Origin of the sequence: Pseudomonas grandcourensis, from assembly GCF_039909015.1 — a bacterium.
Taxonomy (GTDB): domain Bacteria; phylum Pseudomonadota; class Gammaproteobacteria; order Pseudomonadales; family Pseudomonadaceae; genus Aquipseudomonas; species Aquipseudomonas grandcourensis.
In genome coordinates this window covers 3,061,693-3,080,869 of record NZ_CP150919.1, presented here as the reverse complement: position 1 = coordinate 3,080,869, position 19,177 = coordinate 3,061,693, and the positions used below count along the sequence as shown (strand labels likewise).

Here is a 19,177-nt window from a genome sequence, read left to right as displayed (position 1 = left end):
CGCCCCCCTTATTGGTATTGATTCTCGCTGGGGGGCAAATGCGGCGATTGTACTGATTCCAAATGAGAACGCACTCACAAAATGAGCAAAGGGCCATCAGTCCGATGAAACGCTTGTTTTAAGGTTTTACATTAACTCGCTTCAAGCTGCTGGTGCCATAAAATCTGTGGGAGCGAGCTTGCTCGCGATGGCTGCGTCAAATTCAGCATGGATGTTGCCTGACCCACCGCTATCGCGAGCAAGCTCGCTCCCACAGGGATTGCACTATCGATTTTCGCTCACCTCAAGCTGCCCATCCCAGCCACCGCCCAGTGCAGCAATCAACTGCACGCTGGCAATCAAACGGCTTTGCAAGAGGTCCAGGTTACTGCGCTCATTGCTCAGCGCCGCCGCCTGGGTCACCACCACATCGATGTACGCGATCAAACCGGCCTTGTACTGGTTCTGGGTCAGGCGCAACGATTCCCGGGCAGCATCCAGTGCCTGTTGGCGCACAACGGCTTCGTCTTGAAGCACCTTGAGCTGCACCAGGAAGTTTTCCACTTCGCGGAAACCGTCCAGCACGGTCTGGCGGTACTTGGCCACCGTTTCGTCATAGGCCGCTTCACTGCGGTCGACTTCCGCCGAACGCTGGCCGCCGTCGAACAGGGTCATGGCCAATTGCGGTCCGACCGACCAGAAGCGGTTCGGCAGGCTGATCCAGTTGGAATAGGTGCTGCTGCTGTAACCGCCGTTCATGCTCAGGGTCAGGTCGGGGTAATAGGCGGCCTTGGCCACGCCGATGTTGGCGTTGGCGGCCATCACCGAGCGCTCGGCTGACGCGATGTCCGGACGACGTTCCAGCAACTGCGATGGCAGTGCCAGAGGTACTTGCGGCAACTGCGGAATGTCCTGACTTTCCGCCAGGCTGAACTCAGCTGGCGGCAGGCCGATCAGCACGGCAATGGCGTTCTCGAACTGGGCGCGTTGCCAGATCAGGTCGATCATATCGGCTTCGGTGCCTTTGAGCTGTGTCTGGGCCTGGGCCACCGCGTCCTTGCCCGAAACGCCTGCGCGGTACTGGTTCTCGGTCATTTTCAACGAACGCCGATACGCCTCGACCGTGTCCTGGAGCAAGCGTTTCTGGCCATCGATCACCCGCAGTTGCAGGTAATTCTGCACCAGCTCCGACTGTTGACTCAGGCGCATGGCCGCCAGGTCGGCAAAACTTGCCTGGGCATTCGCGGTGTCGGCTTCGAGGCCTCGGCGCAGCTTGCCCCATACGTCCGCTTCCCAGCTGACGCCCGCCTGGGCCGAATACGTGTCGCGAATACCGCTGGACGAACTGCTCAGGCTGGAGTTGCTGCTGCCGGTGCCCTGGCTAGAACGATTCTTGCTGACGTTAAGGTCCACCGTCGGGAAAAACGCTGCGCGTGCACTGCGCACCAAAGCCTGGGCCTGGCGGTACTGCGCTTCGGACTGGGCGACGGTCTGGTTGGCGCTGTTGAGTTTTTCGATCAGGTCGTTGAGCTGCCGGTCGCCATACAACTCCCACCACGCGCCGCGCGCCAGGGCATCGCTGGGGTTGGCCTGACGCCAGCCTTCTGCTGCCTTGTACTGCACAGGTTCGGCGGTTTGCGGGCGCTGGTAGTCCGGGCCGACAGCGCAGGCACTGAGCATCGCCACGCACAGTGACAGGCTCAACAGGCGCGAGCCTCGAGCCGTGAGCAGCGGTGCAGCCAGGTTGAAAAGCGAACGGTCAGTCATAGCGGAGTTTCCAGAGCAGCATCGGTACGCACCCCACGCCATTTATTGAAGCGATGGCGCAGTTTGTCGAGATAGAGGTAAACCACCGGGGTGGTGTAAAGCGTCAGCACCTGGCTGAAGATCAGCCCGCCGATGATGGTCAGGCCCAGCGGCTGGCGCATTTCGGCCCCTTCGGCGCGGCTCAGCAGCAACGGCAAGGCACCGAGGATCGCCGCCAGGGTGGTCATCAGGATAGGTCGCAAACGTTGCAGGCAGGCGCTGCGAATCGATTCCAGCGGGGCCATGCCCTGGTTTCGTTCCAGCTGCAACGCCAGGTCGATCATCAGGATGGCGTTTTTCTTCACCACGCCGATCAGCAGAAACAGCCCCAGCAACGAAATCAGGCTGAATTCGCCGCCCAGCGCATAGATCGACAACAACGCGCCGACCCCGGCCGACGGCAAGGTCGAGAGAATCGTCAGCGGGTGAATATAGCTTTCATACAACACACCCAACACCAGATACACCGCCACCAGCGCCCCCAGAATCATCCATGGCTGACTTTTTTGAGTCGCCGCGAAAGCGTCGGCTGTGCCGGCCATTTTCGCGATCACGTCTTCCGGCAGGCCGACCTTGGCAATCGCCCGCTCGATGGCGGCACCGCCCTGCTCCACGGTCACGCCTTCGGCCATGTCGAAGGCAATGCTCTCCGAAGCAAACTGGCCTTCGTGGCTGACCCGGTCGTTTTCCAGGCTGTTTTCGTAATGGGCGATGGTCGACAGCGGGATCCGCGCGCCGTCAGCGGTGATCACCTGGACCTGCTTGAGGGTGATCGGGTCCTGGGCGTACTTCGGATTGACCTCCATCACCACCTGGTACTGGTTGAGGCTGTCGTAGATGGTCGAAATCTGCCGCTGGCTGTAGGCGTTGTTCAGCACCGCCGTGACCATGTCCATGTCGACACCCAGGCGCTTGGCCTGGTCACGGTCGACGATCAGGGTCACTTGCCGGGCGCCGCGGCCTTCCCGCGCATCGATCGCCGTCAGCTCCGGCAAGGCCTTGAGCGCGGTGACGACTTTCGGATACCACTCGCGCAATGCCCCCAGATCCCCGCTCTGCAGGATGTACGAGTACTGCGAGGTGGTCTGCTCGCGACCGCCACCGAATTGCAGGTCCTGGTCCGCCATGAGCATCAGTTGTGCCCCGGGCACCTTGGGCATTTCCTTGCGCAGGCGCTCGATGACTTTCTGCGCGGAAATGCTGCGCTCCTTGATCGGCTTGAGGCGCACCAGCATGAAGGCGTTGTTGGTGCCGTTGTTGCCGCCGATGAACCCGGCGACGCTTTCCACCGCCTCATCCTTCAACACCGCCCGGCGGAAAACCTCCATCTTCGGCTGCATCACACTGAACGACAGGCCGTCGTCGCCGCGCACGAAACCGATCAGCTGGCCGGTATCCTGCTGCGGCAAAAATGTTTTAGGAACAACTACATACAGCGCAATGTTCACGCCAATTGTAACGAACAGACTGAGCAAGGTCAGGCGCTTGTGGCGCAACACCCAGTCGAGGCTGGTGGCGTATTTGCCGACCATCCAGTCGTTGGCCCGCCGGCTCCAGCGTTGCAGGCGGTTCTCCTGCCCCGGCGTGTGCGGCTTGAGCCAGCGGGCGCAAAGCATCGGGGTCAGGGTCAACGACACCACCAGCGAGACCACGATGGCCGCCGCCAGGGTGATGGAGAATTCACGGAACAGGCTTTCAATGATCCCGCCCATGAACAGGATCGACAGGAACACCGCCACCAGCGACACGTTCATCGACAGCAAGGTAAAGCCGACTTCCTGGGCACCCAGGTACGCCGCCCGCATCGGCCGCACACCTTCGTCGATGTGCCGGGAAATGTTCTCCAGCACCACGATGGCATCGTCCACCACCAGCCCGGTGGCCAGGATCAGCGCCATCAGCGACAGGTTGTTCAGCGAAAAGCCGTAGAGGTACATCACGGCAAAGGTGCCGACCAGCGACACCGGCACCGCCAGGGTCGGGATCAGCGAAGCGCGGAAGTTGCCGAGGAACAGGAATACCACCAGGATCACCAGCGCCACGGCGATCAGCAGGGTCATTTCCGCTTCGTGCAGCGTGGCCTTGATCACCGGCGAGCGGTCCATGGCCAGGTTCAGCTTGACGCTGGCCGGCAGCACTGCCTGCAACGCCGGCAACTGCGCCTTGATCTCGTTGACCGTCTCGATGATGTTGGCGCCGGCCTGCCGGTTGATCACCAGCAATACCGCCGCGTCATCGTTGAAGAAACCGCTGTTGTAGCGGTCCTCGACACCATCGCTGACCTTGGCCACATCCTTCAGGCGCAGGGCCGCGCCGCCGTTGTAGTGGATAATCAGCGACTCGTAGTCCTTGGCTTTTTCCAGCTGGTCGTTGGCCTGGACCTGCCACAGCCGCTGATCGTCTTCCACCGAGCCCTTGGGCCGGCGTACGTTGGCATTGGCGATGGTGTTGCGCACATCGTCCAGGGCCACGCCGTACTGGTTCAACGACTGCGGTTCGAGTTCGATACGCACCGCCGGCAGCGAACTGCCGCCGATCTGCACCTCGCCGACGCCCTGTACCTGGGACAGGCTCTGGGACAGGATCGTCGAGGCCAGGTCATAGAGCTGGCCTTTTTCCAGCACATCGGACGTCAGCGACAGCACCATGATCGGCGCCTGGGACGGGTTGACCTTCTTGTAGGTCGGCATGCTGCGCATCCCGCTCGGCAGCAGGGTGCGCGAGGCGTTGATGGCCGCCTGCACTTCCCGCGCCGCACCGTTGATATCGCGGTCCAGGTCGAATTGCAGGATCACCCGGGTCGAGCCCTGGCTTGAGCGGCTGCTCATGGTGTTGACCCCGGCAATGCTGCCGAAGGAGCGTTCCAGAGGCGTGGCCACGGTAGATGCCATCACCTCGGGGCTGGCCCCGGGCAGGCTGGCCTGAACCACGATCACCGGAAAGTCCATTTGCGGCAGCGGCGACACGGGCAGCAAACCGAAGCTCACGCCGCCCAGCAGCATGATCGCCAGGCTCAGCAGCATGGTCGCCACCGGGCGTTTGATGAAAGGTCCGGAAAGGTTCATGGCTGCTCTACCGCTTCCACGGACTCAGGCTTGCGCCCCCAGCGCCGACCGAGACGGTCGAAATACAGGTAGATCACAGGCGTGGTGAACAGCGTCAGAATCTGACTCAGCAACAGGCCACCAACCATCACCAGACCCAGCGGCTGGCGCAGTTCCGCGCCGGAGCCGGTGGCCAGCATCAACGGCACGGCACCGAACAGCGCGGCCAGGGTGGTCATCAGGATCGGCCGGAATCGCAGCAAGGCCGCCTGATAGATCGCCGTTTGCGGGTCCATGCCCTGGTTGCGCTCGGCGTCGAGGGCGAAGTCGATCATCATGATCGCGTTCTTCTTCACGATGCCGATCAACAGAATGATGCCGATGATCGCGATCATGCCCAGGTCATTGCCGCTCAATATCAGCGCCAGCAAGGCGCCCACCGCCGCCGACGGCAGGGTCGAAAGAATGGTGATCGGGTGGATGTAGCTCTCGTAGAGCACGCCGAGCACGATGTACATGGTCACCACCGCCGCCAGGATCAGCAGCAAGGTGCTCGACAACGAAGCCTGGAAAGCCTCCGCCGCGCCCTGGAACTGGGTCTGCACGCCAATCGGCATGCCGATGTCCTTCTGCACCTGCTCGATGATCTCGACCGCATGCCCCAGCGCCACGCCGGGCGCCAGGTTGAAGGACATCATCACCGCCGGGAACTGGCCGATGTGGGTGATCGCCAGTTGCGCCTGGCGCTCTTCAATGCGCGCCAGGCTGGACAGGCGCACCTGCCCGCCATCGGTGGTCTTGACGTGAATCTGGTTCAACGCATCCGGGCCGATCTTCTCGCCGGATTGCGATTGCAGCACCACGCGGTACTGACTGGCCTGGGTGTAGATCGTGGAAATCTGCCGCTGACCAAAGGCGTCGTACAGCGCATCGGTGATGTTCGACACCGATACACCGACCCGCGACGCCGCATCGCGGTCGATCACCAGGTAAACCTGCAAGCCCTTGTCCTGCAAATCGCTGGCGACGTCGGTCAATTCCGGCCGGTCGGCCAGGGCCTCGACCAGACGCCCGCTCCACAGGCTGAGCAACTCCGAGTCCGGTGACGACATGCTGAACTGGTACTGCGTGCGGCTGACCCGGTCTTCGATGGTCAGGTCCTGCACCGGCTGCATGAACAGGCGGATGCCAACCAGTTTGTCCAGCTCCGGTTGCAGCCGGGCAATTACTTGAGTGGCGCTCAGGTCGCGGTCGTGGTGCGACTTGAGGTTGATCAGCAACCGACCGCTGTTGAGGGTCGAGTTGTCGCCATCCACGCCAATGTAGGAGGACAGGCTCTCGACCGCCGGGTCCGCCAGGATCACCTTGGCCAGTTCCTGCTGGCGCTCGCTCATAGCGGTGAAGGAAATCGATTGCGGCGCTTCGGAAATGCCCTGGATGACGCCGGTATCCTGCACCGGGAAGAAGCCCTTGGGCACCACCATGTACAGGAATACCGTCAGCGCCAAAGTGCCAATGGCCACCATCAGGGTCAGCGGCTGGTGCTTGAGCACCCACTGCAATTTGCGCCCGTAGGCGGCGATCATCCAGTCGATGAACGCGCCGCTGGCACGGTAGAAAAGGCCCTGCTCGGCTTCCTTGGGTTCACGCTTGAGCAACCGCGCGCACATCATCGGCGTCAGGGTCAGGGACACCACCAGGGAAATCAGGATCGCCACCGCCAGGGTGATGGCAAATTCGCGGAACAAGCGCCCAACCACGTCCGCCATGAACAGCAGCGGGATCAGCACGGCGATCAGCGACAACGTCAGGGAGATCAGGGTGAAACCGATCTGCTTGGCGCCCTTGAGCGCGGCATTCAGCGGGCTGTCGCCCTCCTCGATGAAACGCGCAATGTTCTCCAGCATGACGATCGCATCGTCCACCACGAAACCGGTGGCGATGGTCAGGGCCATCAGGGTCAGGTTGTTGACCGAAAAGCCTGCCAGGTACATCACGCCGAACGTACCGATCAGCGACAGCGGCACGGCCACCGACGGAATGATCGTGGCGCTGGCGCGACGCAGGAACAGGAAGGTGACCATGACCACCAAGGCGATGGCGATCAGCAATTCGTGCTGCACGTCCTTGACCGAGGCGCGGATGGTCTGGGTGCGGTCGGTCAGCACCACCACGTCGAGGCCGGCCGGCAGGTTGTCGGTGATGCTCGGCAACAGGGCCTTGATCCGGTCCACCACCTCGATCACGTTGGCGCCGGGTTGACGCTGGATGTTCAGCAGTACGGCCTGGTTCTCGTTGGCCCACGCAGCGAGCCGCTCGTTCTCGGCGCCGTCGACGATTTCCGCCACGTCCTTGAGCCGCAGCGGTGCACCGTTGGCGTAGGCCAGGATCAGGTTGGCGTAGTCCTGGGGCGACGTCAGTTGATCGTTTGCATCGAGCATCGAGACCCGGGTCGGGCCGTCGAAGTTGCCCTTGGGCTGGTTAACGTTGGAGGCACCGATCAGGGTGCGCACATCCGACAGGTTCAGGCCATTGGCGGCCAGCGCTTCCGGGTTGACCTTGATCCGCACGGCCTGGCGCTGGCCGCCGGCAATGCTGACCATGCCGACGCCGCTGATCTGGGCAATCTTCTGCGCCATGCGGGTATCGACCAGGTCATTGAGCTTGGGCAACAGCATGGTCTTGGAAGTGATGGCCAGGGTCAGAACCGGCGTATCGGCCGGGTTGACCTTGTTGTACACCGGCGGCGCCGGCAGGTCCTTGGGTAACAGGTTGGTCGCGGCGTTGATCGCCGCCTGCACCTGTTGTTCGGCCACGTCCATGTTGATATCGAGGCTGAAACGCAGGGTCAGCACCGACGCGCCGCCGGAACTGGTGGAGGCCATTTGCGTCAGGCCGGGCATCTGCCCGAACTGCCGCTCAAGCGGCGCGGTCACCGCGCTGGTCATGACATCCGGGCTGGCGCCGGGGTACAGGGTCATAACGCGAATGGTCGGGTAATCGACCTGGGGCAACGCCGACACCGGCAGCAGCCGATAGGCGATGACGCCGGCCAGGATAATCGCCAGCATGCTCAGCGTGGTGGCTACCGGGCGAAGGATGAACAGCCGCGAGAGATTCATGCGCCGCCCTTTTTCGCCTTGTCGGTGGTCGCAGGCTCAGCCGCGTTGACCGCCGACTTGCCTTGCAGGTGTTCGGTTGGCGTGGTCGGCACGTCCTGGCTGTCGTTGACCACCTCCACGTCGCTGCCGTCCTTCAGGCGGTCGGTGCCTTCCAGCACGACCCGGTCGCCCGCGGACAGGCCTTCGGTGATCACGGTGTTCACGCCGTCACTGGCGCCGACTTTCAACTGACGGATCTTGACCTTCTTGTCACCGTCCAGCGCATAGGCGAACGTGCCGTTGGTGCCGAACTGGATTGCGGCTGAAGGCGCCAGTACGACGTCTTTGAGGGTGTCGGCCAGCAGGCGCACGTTGACGAACTGGTTGGGGAACAGCGACTGATCGCGGTTCTCGAAACGGGCCTTGAATTTCAGGGTGCCGGTGGTGACGTCGATCTGGTTGTCCAGGCTCTGCAATACGCCAGTGGCTTGCAGTTTGGTATCGCCACGATCCCAGGCTTCAGCCGACAGTTTGGCGCCGCTGCGATAACGGGCCAGCACGGTGTCGAGGCTGTTTTCCGGGAGGGTGAAGGCCACGCTGATCGGCTGGGTCTGGGTGATGATCGCCAATGCGGTGGTGTCGTTGGCCGCGACCAGGTTGCCGACGTCCAGTTGACGCAGGCCGACGCGACCGGTGATCGGTGCGCGGATCTTAGTGAATTCGAGGTTGAGCTTGGCGTCGTTGACCGCTGCCTGATTGGTCTTGACCGTACCCTGGAATTGACCGACCAGCGCTTCGGCGGTGTCCAGGGTCTGTTTGGCAATACTGTCTTCGCGGTACAGGCCGCGATAGCGCTCGACGTCGACCTGGGCGTTTTTCAGCTGCGCCTGATTCTGCAGCAAGGTGCCTTCGGCCTGGAGCAAGGCGTTCTGGTACGGGCGCGGATCGATGTCGGCCAGCAGGTCGCCGGCCTTGACCATCTGCCCTTCTTCGAAATAGATCTTGACCAGCTCACCGCCGACGCGGCTGCGGACATTGATGGTGTTCAGCGCCGTGACCGTGCCCAGCGCCTTGAAATACAGCGGGAAATCCCCCTTGACCGCCGGCGCCACACGCACCGGCACCGGCCCGGACGCGCCACCGAATCCAGGGCGCATCCCGCCCGACCTGCCGGTATGCCCGGCGACGGCTTTCTGCCCCGCAGCCTCTTTGGGTGCAGCGCTGCCGGGCCAGAATTTCCAGCACAGGCCAGCGATAACCAACAGGACAAGCAGGCCGAACAGCCAGCGACGAGGACTACGGGAAGCGGAGGATTGCATTGAGTGATCAACCATTGGGCGCGTGGGCTTTTTTACATGAGGCTGAACGATAAGCACTGGCGTGTCTTAAGCAAAGCGCCTTTACCGGCAATTTACCTTCGGCTTACGTAACAGGAGTTTTGTGTAAGACACTGAAGCACAAATGAAAACGGCCTGGACAGAGCCAGGCCGTTAACAATTGTAATGGAGCTAACTTACTTGAGAACGGCCAGTGCCGCTTCGTAGTTCGGCTCGTCAGCGATTTCGCCAACCAGTTCGCTGTGCAGCACGTTGTCGTTTTCGTCCAGAACCACCACGGCACGGGCGGTCAGGCCTTTGAGCGGGCCGTCGGCGATGGCAACGCCGTAGTTCTGGATGAACTCGGCACCGCGCAGGGTCGACAGGTTCTGTACGTTTTCCAGGCCTTCGGCGCCGCAGAAACGGGCCTGGGCGAACGGCAGGTCAGCGGAGATACACAGCACAACGGTGTTGGCCACGTCGCTGGCCTGGGCGTTGAACTTGCGTACCGAGGTAGCACAGGTCGGGGTATCGACGCTTGGGAAGATGTTCAGCACTTTGCGCTTGCCGGCAAAGTCTTTCAGGGTGACGTCGGACAGATTGCCGGCAACCAGGGAAAAGGCTGGCGCCTTGGAACCGGCTTGTGGCAGTTGGCCGTTGACTTGAACCGGGTTGCCTTTAAGGGTGACTTGAGCCATGAACGGAGTCCTTCTGAACGTTGTGGTGGAGAATTTTGACGAGGCCGAAGTTAACCATGAAATTGTCCTACGACCTATGGCCAAACATAAATTGTCATGTAACAGGACACAAAACTGGATACAACCCACAAACCTGTATTAGCCGAACAGGTCGGCAAAAGAACAGAGTACGCCCTCACCCGCCGCTTCCCGAGGTTCATGACGAAAGGCACACGTCATCGACGAAAACTTTTGTTAACACTCTGTCGAATTGCTCCACCGTCGTTCGACTATAAATCGAGCCACTCAACTGCAACGGAGACGAAAACATGCGATTCATGATCATCATCAAGGCCAGCCAGGATTCCGAAGCCGGCGTCATGCCCAGCCAGGAGCTGCTGACAGCCATGGGCAACTACAACGAAGAACTGGTCAAGGCCGGCATCATGCTCGCGGGCGAAGGCCTGCACCCGAGCAGCAAAGGTGCACGGGTAAAATTTTCCGGTAACAAACACACGGTGATCGACGGCCCTTTCATCGAAACCAAGGAATTGATTGCCGGTTTCTGGTTGTGGAAAGTGAAGTCCAGGGAAGAAGCCATCGAATGGGTCAAGCGCTGCCCCAACCCGATGCCGGGCACCGAAGCCGAGATCGAGATTCGCCAGGTGTTTGAAGCCGAAGATTTCGGTGCCGAGTTCACACCGGAACTGCGCGAGCAGGAAGAGCGGGTGTGGGAGCAGGCGAAGAAAAACTGAGTTTGACTGAACCGGCTATTGCTTCAGTTTCCTGTGGGAGCGAGCCTGCTCGCGAAGAGGTCGTCACATTCAACACTTATATGGTCTGACAGGCCGGCTTCGCGAGCAGGTTCGCTCCTACACTGACTAGATAGTCACTTAACTTGTTCGGGCAAGCCATTGATCCATATTAACTTTTTAGTACACGAAATTAACGAGAAACTGCACACAAAACCAAAGAATTAATCCATTCAACTGGATAACCCGTGGTTAACTGCTAACTTAATCCGACGAGTCCTACAGGCTTGATCGGAAAGGGATTACGCAGTTATGGCTGAACATAAGGGGCCATAGGCCTGCTCAGCCACCAGGGAACCGGGGGATTAATGTCTAAGAATTTGGGGAAGTACGCCTTTGTCTGGGTGACTTCACTCGCGCCTGCTTTTTGTGCTCACGCGGATAACGCCGAGACCGCCAATAAAAGCAACAACCCGCTGAACCTGGCACCAGGTGTCAACCTGCAGGATTACTACACGCCCAAGCTGTTCGATACCAACGCTCACACCAACGATGCGCTGCTGCGCGGCGCCCTTCCGATGGCAGCCAACGACGTTATAGGCGTCCCGCAATTGCTGCGCGTCACGCTCCCCGTCAGCACCCGCCCCGATCCGCACAACGGCTACCGCACCGGCATCGGCGACCTGAACGTGTTCGATATTTTCCTGCTCAAGACCGAAGGCGTGCAGTTGGGCGTCGGCCCGCAAATCACTGCGCCGACCGCCGAGCAGGATGAGTTGGGAACCGGCAAATGGCAGGCCGGATTGTCCGCCATCGCCATCGACTCCTCGCCACGGGGGCTGCTTGGCGCACTGGTGCAGTATCAGAGTTCATTCGCCGGTGATCACGACCGCCCTCATGTGGAATCCGCCACTTTCCAGCCGTTCATCATCCACAACCTGGAAAAAGGCTGGTACCTGCGCTCCACAGGCGTCTGGACGTTCGACCTGAAGAACAACACCCACTACATCCCACTCGGTCTGGGTGGCGGCAAAGCCTGGAAATCCGGGTCCAATATCCTCAACGCCTTTGTCGAGCCGCAGTGGACCGTCGACCGCAAAGGCGACGGCTTGCCACAGTTCACGCTGTACGCCGGGATCAACGTCACCTTTGGTAAATAAGGACTTTTATATGCACAGTGCAATTCGCACAGCCGGTTTCAGCCTGATGGCCCTGTTCGCCAGTTGCGGCGTGGGCGCCCAGGAACTTGATACCCGCATCGGCAAAATTGCCATGGAAGGCGAACTGCCAGCCCACGAGTCGATCGCCAGGCTCTACGCCGAACTGGATTTCCAGCAGGCCACGCAGAGTTATCTGTGGGCCTTGCCACTGGTGTCCTACGCCCAGTGGCAGGAAGAATTCCGCGACAAACTGGGTGCCCATAACGGCGACCTGATGGTGCTCAACAGTTACGAAGACAAACTCGGGGTGATCACGGCCAACGCCACGACGCCGTACATCCTCGGGTTTGTCGATCTCAACGAAACCGGGCCGCTGGTGATTGAACTACCACCTGGCCCGACTGCCGGTGGCGTAGGCGATTTCTGGCAGCGGGCGATCATCGACATGGGCCAGACCGGCCCGGACAAAGGCAAGGGCGGCAAGTACCTGGTGCTGCCACCGGGTGCCGAACCTCCGGCGGATGCCGGCAAATATTACCTGGCCAAATCCGAAACCATGAACGTGCTGGTGGGCTTTCGCGTGCTGGATCCAGACCCGGCCAAGGGCAAGGCGCTGGTCGAGCAATTCAAGATGTACCCGTACGCCAAACGTGCGGAACCTGCCAAAACCAGGCTGCTGTCGCCCGGTGGTAAAGCCTGGTCCGGTACCCAGCCTCGTGGCCTGGCGTACTGGGAGCGTTTGCATCAGATCATCCAGAAAGAACCGGTCAACGAACGCGACCGTTTCTACATGGCCATGCTGGCCAGCCTGGGCATCGAGAAGGACAAGCCGTTCAACCCCAATGACAAGCAACGCGCAGCCCTGGAACAGGGTGCACAGGTCGGTGAACTGATCGCCAAGGCCAACACGTTCGCCAAACGTTTCCCCAATGCCCGATTCTGGCCGGACCGGCAATGGGACAGCGTGCTGAACATCGCCGATCCGTCCCAGCGCGTGGCCTATTACGACCAGTTGTGGGAACGCAGCGCCTGGTTCTACGAGGCGGTGACCAACACCAAAGGCATGGTCTCGAAAACCCCGGGGCTGGGCCAGACCTACCTCGGCGCCTACACCGACAGCAAGGGCAACTGGCTCGATGGCGGCAAAAACTATCGCCTGCACGTCGGCGCCAATCCGCCGGCCAGACAGTTCTGGTCGATGACCGTATACGACATCGACAGCCGTTGCCTGATCGACAACCCGCAGCGCAAGGCCGACCTGTCTTCCCGTCAGGACTTGAAGAAAAACGCCGACGGCTCGGTGGATCTGTACTTCGGCCCGACCGCACCAAAAGGTTTTGAAGACAACTGGGTGCAAACCCTGCCGGGCAAACACTGGTTCAGCTACTTCCGTCTGTATGCGCCGACAGAAGCCTATTTCGACAAAAGCTGGAAACTCGACGACATCACGGCTGTGCAATGACGCCGAACATTCAATAAGGGATGTATATGAATCACCGCATTTTGTTCACCGGCCTTGCGCTGACCCTCAGCACCAGCGCCTGGGCCGATTTCACTGCCACCCCCGACGAAGCCCGGGCCATTGCCAGGGAAGCTTATCTGTACGGCTTTCCGGTGGTGGAGATGTACAAGACGCTCTATACCCAGGCCGTGGACAAGAAGAGCCCGAACTTCAAGGCGCCGTTCAACCAGATCGGCAACACCGCCAAGGCCTTCACTGCCAAGGACACCGCGTTTGTCACGCCGAACGCCGACACACCCTACTCCTTCGTCTGGATGGATTTGCGCGCCGAGCCGCTGGTACTGACCCTGCCGCCGATCGAAGAGCATCGTTACTACTCGGTGCAACTGATCGACGCCTATACGCAGAACTTTGCCTACCTGGGCACCCGCAGCACCGGCAACAACGGCGGGCATTTCATGATCGCCGGACCCAACTGGCAGGGCCAGCAACCGCTGAACATCGACCGCCTGCTGCGCAGTGAAAGCAACATCGCCTATGCGCTGTACCGTACACAGCTGTTCGATGAGAAGGATCTGGCCAAGGTCAAGCAGATCCAGAAGGGTTACAAGATTGAAACCCTGAGTCATTACGACAAACACAAAGCGCCGGCGGCCGCTCCGAAGATCGACTGGCCAAAACCCACGCCGACCATGAGCGAAACCCCGGACCTGTTCCGCTACCTGAATTTCATGCTGTCGTTCGCTCCGGCCCAGGACGTGGAAAAGGACTTGCTGGCACGCTTCGCCAAAATCGGCATCGAGGCCGGCAAACCATTCAACTTGAGCCAACTCAGCACTGATCAACGCAAGGCGCTGGAAGACGGCATCAGCGATGCTAAGGCCGGGTTCGCCGAATTCAAGAAAACCAAAGTCGATACCCACGAGATCACCAGCGGTGATTTCTTCGGCACCCGCGATCACCTCAAGGGCAATTACCTGTACCGCTATGCCGGCGCCAACATGGGGATCTTCGGCAACTCCGCCGAAGAGGCGAACTACATCGGTTATTTCGTCGACAAGGACGGCAAACCGGTCGACGCCTCGAAAAATGACTACACCCTGCATTTCGACAAGGGCGCACTGCCCCCGGCCGATGCGTTCTGGTCCCTGACCATGTACGACGGAAAAAACAAGCTGCTGGTGGCCAACCCGCTCAATCGCTACCTGATCAACTCGCGCATGCTGCCTGACCTCAAGCTCGATGCCGATGGCGGCCTGACGCTTTATGTGCAGCACAAGGCGCCGGCCAAAGACCTGCAAAGCAATTGGCTGCCCGCTCCGAACGGGCCGTTCTACGGGATATTGCGTCTGTATTTGCCAAAACCGGAAGTCAGCAACGGTGAATGGAAAATGCCGCTGCTGAACCCCGTCAATCAAAAACAATAAGTGGAGTCAGTCATGATCAGGCCTTTCGTAGTGCGCCCCCTGTTGGTGCTGTGCATGGTCAGCGGCAGCCCATTGGTATTGGCAGCTGAAGGTGGCGTCGGACGGCCGATTACCGGCCAGCAAGTGTTCTCCAACGCCGGGATCGTGCCACCGGAGCCCGGCTGGGTGATGTCCCTGACCAGCATCTGGTACGACGGTAACCTCAAGGGCAACGCCCAGATTCCTTTGGTGGGTGCCGCCAGTACCGGGTTGGACATGAAAGTGTCCTACACCATGGCCAACTTCACCCATGTCTGGGACACCGGCAAGGGTCGCTGGAACTATGCATCGGCCATCGGCGTTCCGGTGCAGTACACCGATATCTCGGCCAACATCACCGGCCCCCGCGGCAGAACGCTGGGCTCCTCGGACACCGGCACCCAGTTCGCCGACATGCTGGTGACACCGATTGCCGCCGGCTACCACTTCGACGAACTCAACCACATCGCGTTCTCGCTGCCGGTCTACGTACCCACCGGTGCCTACAACGACAATCGCCTGGCCAACCCCGGGCAGAACAATTACACCTTCATGCCAACCGTGGCATTCACTCATCTGGACGGCAAGGGCGGCGAATTCACGCTGTCGAGCGGCCTGGAGTTCTACACCGAGAACGACGCCACCGATTATCGCAACGGCAACATCTACACCCTCGATGCGCTATGGACCCACGGCTTTGGCAATGGCTGGAACGCCGGTATCGCCGCCGGTTACATCCAGCAAGTCACCGATGACTCAGGGTCGGGTGCCGACAGCGGCTTCCGCGGTCGCTCCATGGGTGCCGGCCCGACAGTGGGCTGGACCGGCAAGTTCGCCGACGCCCAGGCCAACTTCAATGCGCGCTGGGTGCCGGAGTTCGACACCAAGAACCGCCCTGAAGGCAATGGAATCAGCGTCAACATGACCCTGGCGTTTTTCTAGGAGACCCCATGAGCACACTCGACGACCTCAAGGCCCTGCAAGCCAGCATCGCCGAAGCGGTGCTCGGCCAGGACCAGGTGATCCGGCAGATGCTCGTCGGCTTGCTGGCCAACGGGCATTTGCTCCTCGAAAGCCTGCCCGGCCTGGCCAAGACCCGCACGGTCAAGTCGCTCGCCAGACACCTGGACGCAAAGATGAGCCGCATCCAGTTCACCCCGGACTTGCTGCCGTCGGACATCACCGGCGCCGAGGTGCTGCATCAGGTCGAAGGCAAGAACGAAATCCGCTTCCAGCCAGGTCCCCTGTTCGGCAACCTGATCCTCGCCGACGAAATCAACCGCGCGCCGGCCAAGGTCCAGGCGGCGTTGCTCGAAGCCATGGAGGAACGCCAGATCACCGTGGCCGGCAACAGCCATGCGCTGCCGGACCTGTTCATCGTGGTCGCCACCCAGAACCCGATCGAACAGGAAGGCACCTATCCGCTGCCGGAAGCGCAGATGGACCGCTTCCTGATGAAAGTGCTGCTCGATTACCCCAGCGCGGAAAATGAAAGCCAGGTGCTGCGCCTGCTGCGCGAAGAGGAACAGGCCCTCGGCGCCAAGACCGCTGCCGTGCAGGGTTTCTCTCTGTCTCAGGACGTGGTGTTTGCCGCGCGCCGTGAGGTCAGTGCCGTACACGTCTCCCCAGCCATCGACCGCTACCTGATCGACCTGATCAATGCCACTCGCCACCCGGCCGATTACGACGCCGACCTCGGGCGCTGGATCAGCATCGGCGCCAGTCCCCGCGGCGGCATCGGCCTGGACCGCTGTGCCCGGGCCGACGCCTGGTTGCAGGGCCAGGATTTCGTTTCTCCGGACAACGTCCGCGCCGTGGTGCACCCGGTGCTGCGCCATCGTCTGCAACTGAGCTACGACGCGGTGGCCGACGGCGTGAGCGCCGATCAGGTGCTCGACCGTCTGCTCGATAAAGTGGCGATTCCAGCCTGATGTCCATGAACAGCGTCGACGGCCTGGTGTATGTCTCTCTGGCGCAACTGATGGCCCTGGAGTTCAAGGCCCGAGACCTGAGTTTTCTGGCGCGTCAGCCCCAAGGCAGCATCCTGGCCGGCAACCACGCTTCGCGTTTGCGTGGCCGGGGCCTGAACTTCGATGAACTGCGGCGCTATCAGCCAGGGGACGATTTGCGTCACCTGGACTGGCGAGCGTCCCTGCGCACCGGCAAACCGGTGGTACGGACATTCACCGAAGAGCGCGACCGCCCGGCCCTGATCCTCGTAGACCAGCGCATGTCGATGTTCTTTGGCTCGCAACGCAGCTTCAAATCCGCCGTCGCCGCCGAGCTTGGTGCCCTGGCGGCGTGGATGGTGTTCAACGCCGGCGACCGCGTCGGTGGACTGGTCTTCAACGATCAACGCATCGACAGCATCGCCCCGCTGCGCAGCCGCAAACGGATCGAAGCGCTGTGCAGCCGCATCGCCCAGCAGAACCAGGAACTCAGCGCGGCCAACCCGGACGCCGAAGGCGAAGACCAGCTCGACAAGGTCCTGCAACATTGCCTGGCCGTGGCCGGTCACGATCACCTGATCTGCATCGTCAGCGACTTCGCCGGGGCCGGCGAACGCACCTTGCAACTGATGCGACAACTGGCGGCGCACAACGATGTGATTGTCATGCAGGTCTACGACCCACTGGCGCAGAACCTGCCGAAAAACGGCCGCGTGCTGGTCACCCAGGGGCAGTTGCAGGTGGAGCTGGCGGTGGATCGGCAACAGGTGCACCAGCCGCTCGGGGATTTCCTTAGCGGGCGGCTCAAGGACGTCGCTACCTTGCTGCGCCGCAGCCAGGTGCCGTTGATGATGTTCAGCACCGCTACAGAAGCCCACGAACAACTGCGCGCCGAACTGGGCAAGTTTCCCGGAGGGCGCCGATGAACCCCGCTATCCCGAGCATCGACCAACTCAAGGACATGGCACTGCCGGCGCCGGTCAGTTATGCACCGCAAACCTGGGGTTGGTGGGCGCTGCTGGCACTGCTGATCGTTACGCTGGTGGTGACCAGCGCGCGGCGCTACTGGCAATGGCGGCGCGACCGCTATCGGCGCGAGGCGTTGGTGCGCCTGGAGGAATTGCAGCAGCGCAGCAATGACCTGAGCGCGTTGCGCGAGCTTCCGGAGTTGCTCAAGCGGGTCGCGATCTCTATGCCGAACGCGAAACCTGTGGGAGCGAGCTTGCTCGCGATGGCGTCCGGTCAGTCGACATCAACTTTGAATGTAACGCCCTCATCGCGAGCAAACTCGCTCCCACAGGGGAATCCAGCGGCGTTGGGTAAAGAGGACTGGCAGGCGTTTTTGCAGCGGCACAGTAAACAGCCGCTACCCGCCGACTTCAGCCAACAACTCTCGCTGCTGGCCTATGCCCCCGACGCCGCATTGCGGGCCATGCCGGTTGAACAGCGCCAACAACTGTTCAGCACCTGCAAAACCTGGGTGGAGCGTCATCATGTGGCAGCTTGATTACCCCTGGCTGCTGATCCTGCTGCCGCTGCCGTGGTTCGGCTATCGCTATCTGCCCGATTACCGTGAGGCGCGCAGCGCCGTGCGAGTCCCGTTTTTCGCGGCGATGAGCCGTGCCGTCGGCCAGGCACCGAGCCAGGCCGGCACCCGCAGCAACCGCTGGCAATTGCTCATGAACCTGCTGGTCTGGACGCTGCTGCTGGTGGCGGCGAGTCGGCCGGTGTTGGTGGAAAAACCCATCGAACGCCAACAGCCGGTGCGTGACCTGATGCTGGCCATCGACATTTCCCAGTCGATGGAAACCACCGATTTCACCGACGCCAACGGCCAGAAGATCAATCGCCTGGCCGCGGTCAAGGAAGTGGTGCACGGGTTCATCGACAAACGTAAAGACGATCGAATCGGCCTGATCGTGTTCGGCACTGGCGCCTATCCGCAGGCGCCGTTGACCCTCGACCACGCCAGCCTGTCGCTGCTGCTGGACGACACCGGCATCGGCATGGCCGGCCCCAACACCGCCATCGGCGACGCCATCGGCCTGAGCCTGAAACTGCTGGACCAGGCCCACGAGCAGGAAAAAGTGCTGATCCTGCTCACCGACGGCAATGACACCAGCAGCGCCATCACCCCGGATCACGCGGCCGCCATGGCCGCGGCCAAAGGCGTGGTGATTCATACCATCGGCATTGGCGATCCGAATGCCGAGGGCGAAGCCAAGGTCAACCTGCAAGGCTTGCAGGAGATTGCCCAAGCCACGGGCGGACGTTTCTTCCGCGCCGAAGACCGCAACGCACTGGATCAGGTCTACAGCACTCTCGACAAACTGACTCCGCATCAGGTGAAAACCCTCAGCCACCAGCCCAAACGCGATCTATTCTGGTGGCCACTGGGCGCGGCCATCGCCTTGCTGGCGCTTTATCACCTGGGCGCCCTGCTGCTTCCACGGCTGACGCTCGCCCGTCAACGGCAGACGGCCTGA

14 protein-coding genes are annotated in these 19,177 nt (G+C 61.2%); 9 read left to right on the top strand and 5 right to left on the bottom strand.

Annotated elements, in window-relative coordinates:
• Positions 1 to 264: 264 nt before the first annotated feature.
• The 5 genes from AABM52_RS13835 to tpx all read right to left on the bottom strand — a co-directional run bounded on the left by AABM52_RS13835 (position 265) and on the right by tpx (position 9,944).
• Positions 265 to 1,746 (bottom strand): efflux transporter outer membrane subunit, encoded by a 1,482-nt coding sequence (locus tag AABM52_RS13835; RefSeq protein ID WP_347912319.1) that lies wholly within the window; start codon positions 1,744 to 1,746, stop codon positions 265 to 267.
• The gene (locus AABM52_RS13830; protein WP_347912317.1) at positions 1,743 to 4,850 is read right to left on the bottom strand and encodes an efflux RND transporter permease subunit; all 3,108 of its coding nucleotides are present in this window, start codon (positions 4,848 to 4,850) and stop codon (positions 1,743 to 1,745) included. The genes AABM52_RS13835 and AABM52_RS13830 overlap by 4 nt, the downstream gene beginning before the upstream one ends.
• Positions 4,847 to 7,951: an MdtB/MuxB family multidrug efflux RND transporter permease subunit gene (locus tag AABM52_RS13825; protein ID WP_347912316.1), complete on the bottom strand. Its 3,105-nt coding sequence runs from the start codon at positions 7,949 to 7,951 to the stop codon at positions 4,847 to 4,849. Before AABM52_RS13825 ends, AABM52_RS13830 begins: the two co-directional genes overlap by 4 nt.
• The gene (locus AABM52_RS13820; protein ID WP_347912315.1) at positions 7,948 to 9,264 is read right to left on the bottom strand and encodes an MdtA/MuxA family multidrug efflux RND transporter periplasmic adaptor subunit; all 1,317 of its coding nucleotides are present in this window, start codon (positions 9,262 to 9,264) and stop codon (positions 7,948 to 7,950) included. Before AABM52_RS13820 ends, AABM52_RS13825 begins: the two co-directional genes overlap by 4 nt.
• 179 nt (positions 9,265 to 9,443) lie before the next feature.
• Positions 9,444 to 9,944 carry a thiol peroxidase gene (gene tpx / locus AABM52_RS13815; RefSeq protein WP_007974363.1) on the bottom strand — a complete coding sequence of 167 codons (501 nt, stop codon included), beginning with the start codon at positions 9,942 to 9,944 and terminating at the stop codon, positions 9,444 to 9,446.
• 308 nt (positions 9,945 to 10,252) lie between these two features.
• On the opposite strand from tpx, the gene AABM52_RS13810 reads away from it, so the two are divergent.
• The 9 genes from AABM52_RS13810 (at position 10,253) to AABM52_RS13770 (ending at position 19,177) form a co-directional block, all read left to right on the top strand.
• Positions 10,253 to 10,678 carry a YciI family protein gene (locus AABM52_RS13810; RefSeq protein ID WP_347912314.1) on the top strand — a complete coding sequence of 142 codons (426 nt, stop codon included), beginning with the start codon at positions 10,253 to 10,255 and terminating at the stop codon, positions 10,676 to 10,678.
• A gap of 365 nt (positions 10,679 to 11,043) precedes the next feature.
• Positions 11,044 to 11,835 carry a hypothetical protein gene (locus AABM52_RS13805; protein WP_347912313.1) on the top strand — a complete coding sequence of 264 codons (792 nt, stop codon included), beginning with the start codon at positions 11,044 to 11,046 and terminating at the stop codon, positions 11,833 to 11,835.
• A gap of 10 nt (positions 11,836 to 11,845) precedes the next feature.
• Positions 11,846 to 13,297 (top strand): DUF1254 domain-containing protein, encoded by a 1,452-nt coding sequence (locus tag AABM52_RS13800; RefSeq protein WP_347912312.1) that lies wholly within the window; start codon positions 11,846 to 11,848, stop codon positions 13,295 to 13,297.
• Positions 13,298 to 13,323: 26 nt separating this feature from the next.
• Entirely contained in the window at positions 13,324 to 14,724 is a 1,401-nt protein-coding gene (locus tag AABM52_RS13795) for a DUF1254 domain-containing protein (protein WP_347912310.1), read from the top strand.
• Between the two features lie 12 nt (positions 14,725 to 14,736).
• The gene (locus tag AABM52_RS13790) at positions 14,737 to 15,684 is read left to right on the top strand and encodes a transporter (protein ID WP_347912309.1); all 948 of its coding nucleotides are present in this window, start codon (positions 14,737 to 14,739) and stop codon (positions 15,682 to 15,684) included.
• Positions 15,685 to 15,692: 8 nt separating this feature from the next.
• Positions 15,693 to 16,673, top strand: a complete 981-nt coding sequence (locus tag AABM52_RS13785) for a MoxR family ATPase (protein WP_347912308.1) — start codon at positions 15,693 to 15,695, stop codon at positions 16,671 to 16,673.
• A 5-nt stretch (positions 16,674 to 16,678) separates the two neighbouring features.
• A complete protein-coding gene (locus AABM52_RS13780) occupies positions 16,679 to 17,617 on the top strand; it encodes a DUF58 domain-containing protein (RefSeq protein ID WP_347912623.1) in 939 nt (312 codons plus the stop codon).
• Positions 17,614 to 18,198 carry a DUF4381 domain-containing protein gene (locus AABM52_RS13775; RefSeq protein WP_347912307.1) on the top strand — a complete coding sequence of 195 codons (585 nt, stop codon included), beginning with the start codon at positions 17,614 to 17,616 and terminating at the stop codon, positions 18,196 to 18,198. Before AABM52_RS13780 ends, AABM52_RS13775 begins: the two co-directional genes overlap by 4 nt.
• A complete protein-coding gene (locus AABM52_RS13770) occupies positions 18,185 to 19,177 on the top strand; it encodes a VWA domain-containing protein (protein WP_347912305.1) in 993 nt (330 codons plus the stop codon). The genes AABM52_RS13775 and AABM52_RS13770 overlap by 14 nt, the downstream gene beginning before the upstream one ends.

Coding starts and splice junctions, on each gene's coding strand:
- AABM52_RS13835 (WP_347912319.1), bottom strand. CDS start 1,746: ATGACTGACCGTTCGCTTTTCAACCTGGCTGCACCGCTGCTCACGGCT.
- AABM52_RS13830 (WP_347912317.1), bottom strand. CDS start 4,850: ATGAACCTTTCCGGACCTTTCATCAAACGCCCGGTGGCGACCATGCTG.
- AABM52_RS13825 (WP_347912316.1), bottom strand. CDS start 7,951: ATGAATCTCTCGCGGCTGTTCATCCTTCGCCCGGTAGCCACCACGCTG.
- AABM52_RS13820 (WP_347912315.1), bottom strand. CDS start 9,264: ATGGTTGATCACTCAATGCAATCCTCCGCTTCCCGTAGTCCTCGTCGC.
- tpx (WP_007974363.1), bottom strand. CDS start 9,944: ATGGCTCAAGTCACCCTTAAAGGCAACCCGGTTCAAGTCAACGGCCAA.
- AABM52_RS13810 (WP_347912314.1), top strand. CDS start 10,253: ATGCGATTCATGATCATCATCAAGGCCAGCCAGGATTCCGAAGCCGGC.
- AABM52_RS13805 (WP_347912313.1), top strand. CDS start 11,044: ATGTCTAAGAATTTGGGGAAGTACGCCTTTGTCTGGGTGACTTCACTC.
- AABM52_RS13800 (WP_347912312.1), top strand. CDS start 11,846: ATGCACAGTGCAATTCGCACAGCCGGTTTCAGCCTGATGGCCCTGTTC.
- AABM52_RS13795 (WP_347912310.1), top strand. CDS start 13,324: ATGAATCACCGCATTTTGTTCACCGGCCTTGCGCTGACCCTCAGCACC.
- AABM52_RS13790 (WP_347912309.1), top strand. CDS start 14,737: ATGATCAGGCCTTTCGTAGTGCGCCCCCTGTTGGTGCTGTGCATGGTC.
- AABM52_RS13785 (WP_347912308.1), top strand. CDS start 15,693: ATGAGCACACTCGACGACCTCAAGGCCCTGCAAGCCAGCATCGCCGAA.
- AABM52_RS13780 (WP_347912623.1), top strand. CDS start 16,679: ATGAACAGCGTCGACGGCCTGGTGTATGTCTCTCTGGCGCAACTGATG.
- AABM52_RS13775 (WP_347912307.1), top strand. CDS start 17,614: ATGAACCCCGCTATCCCGAGCATCGACCAACTCAAGGACATGGCACTG.
- AABM52_RS13770 (WP_347912305.1), top strand. CDS start 18,185: ATGTGGCAGCTTGATTACCCCTGGCTGCTGATCCTGCTGCCGCTGCCG.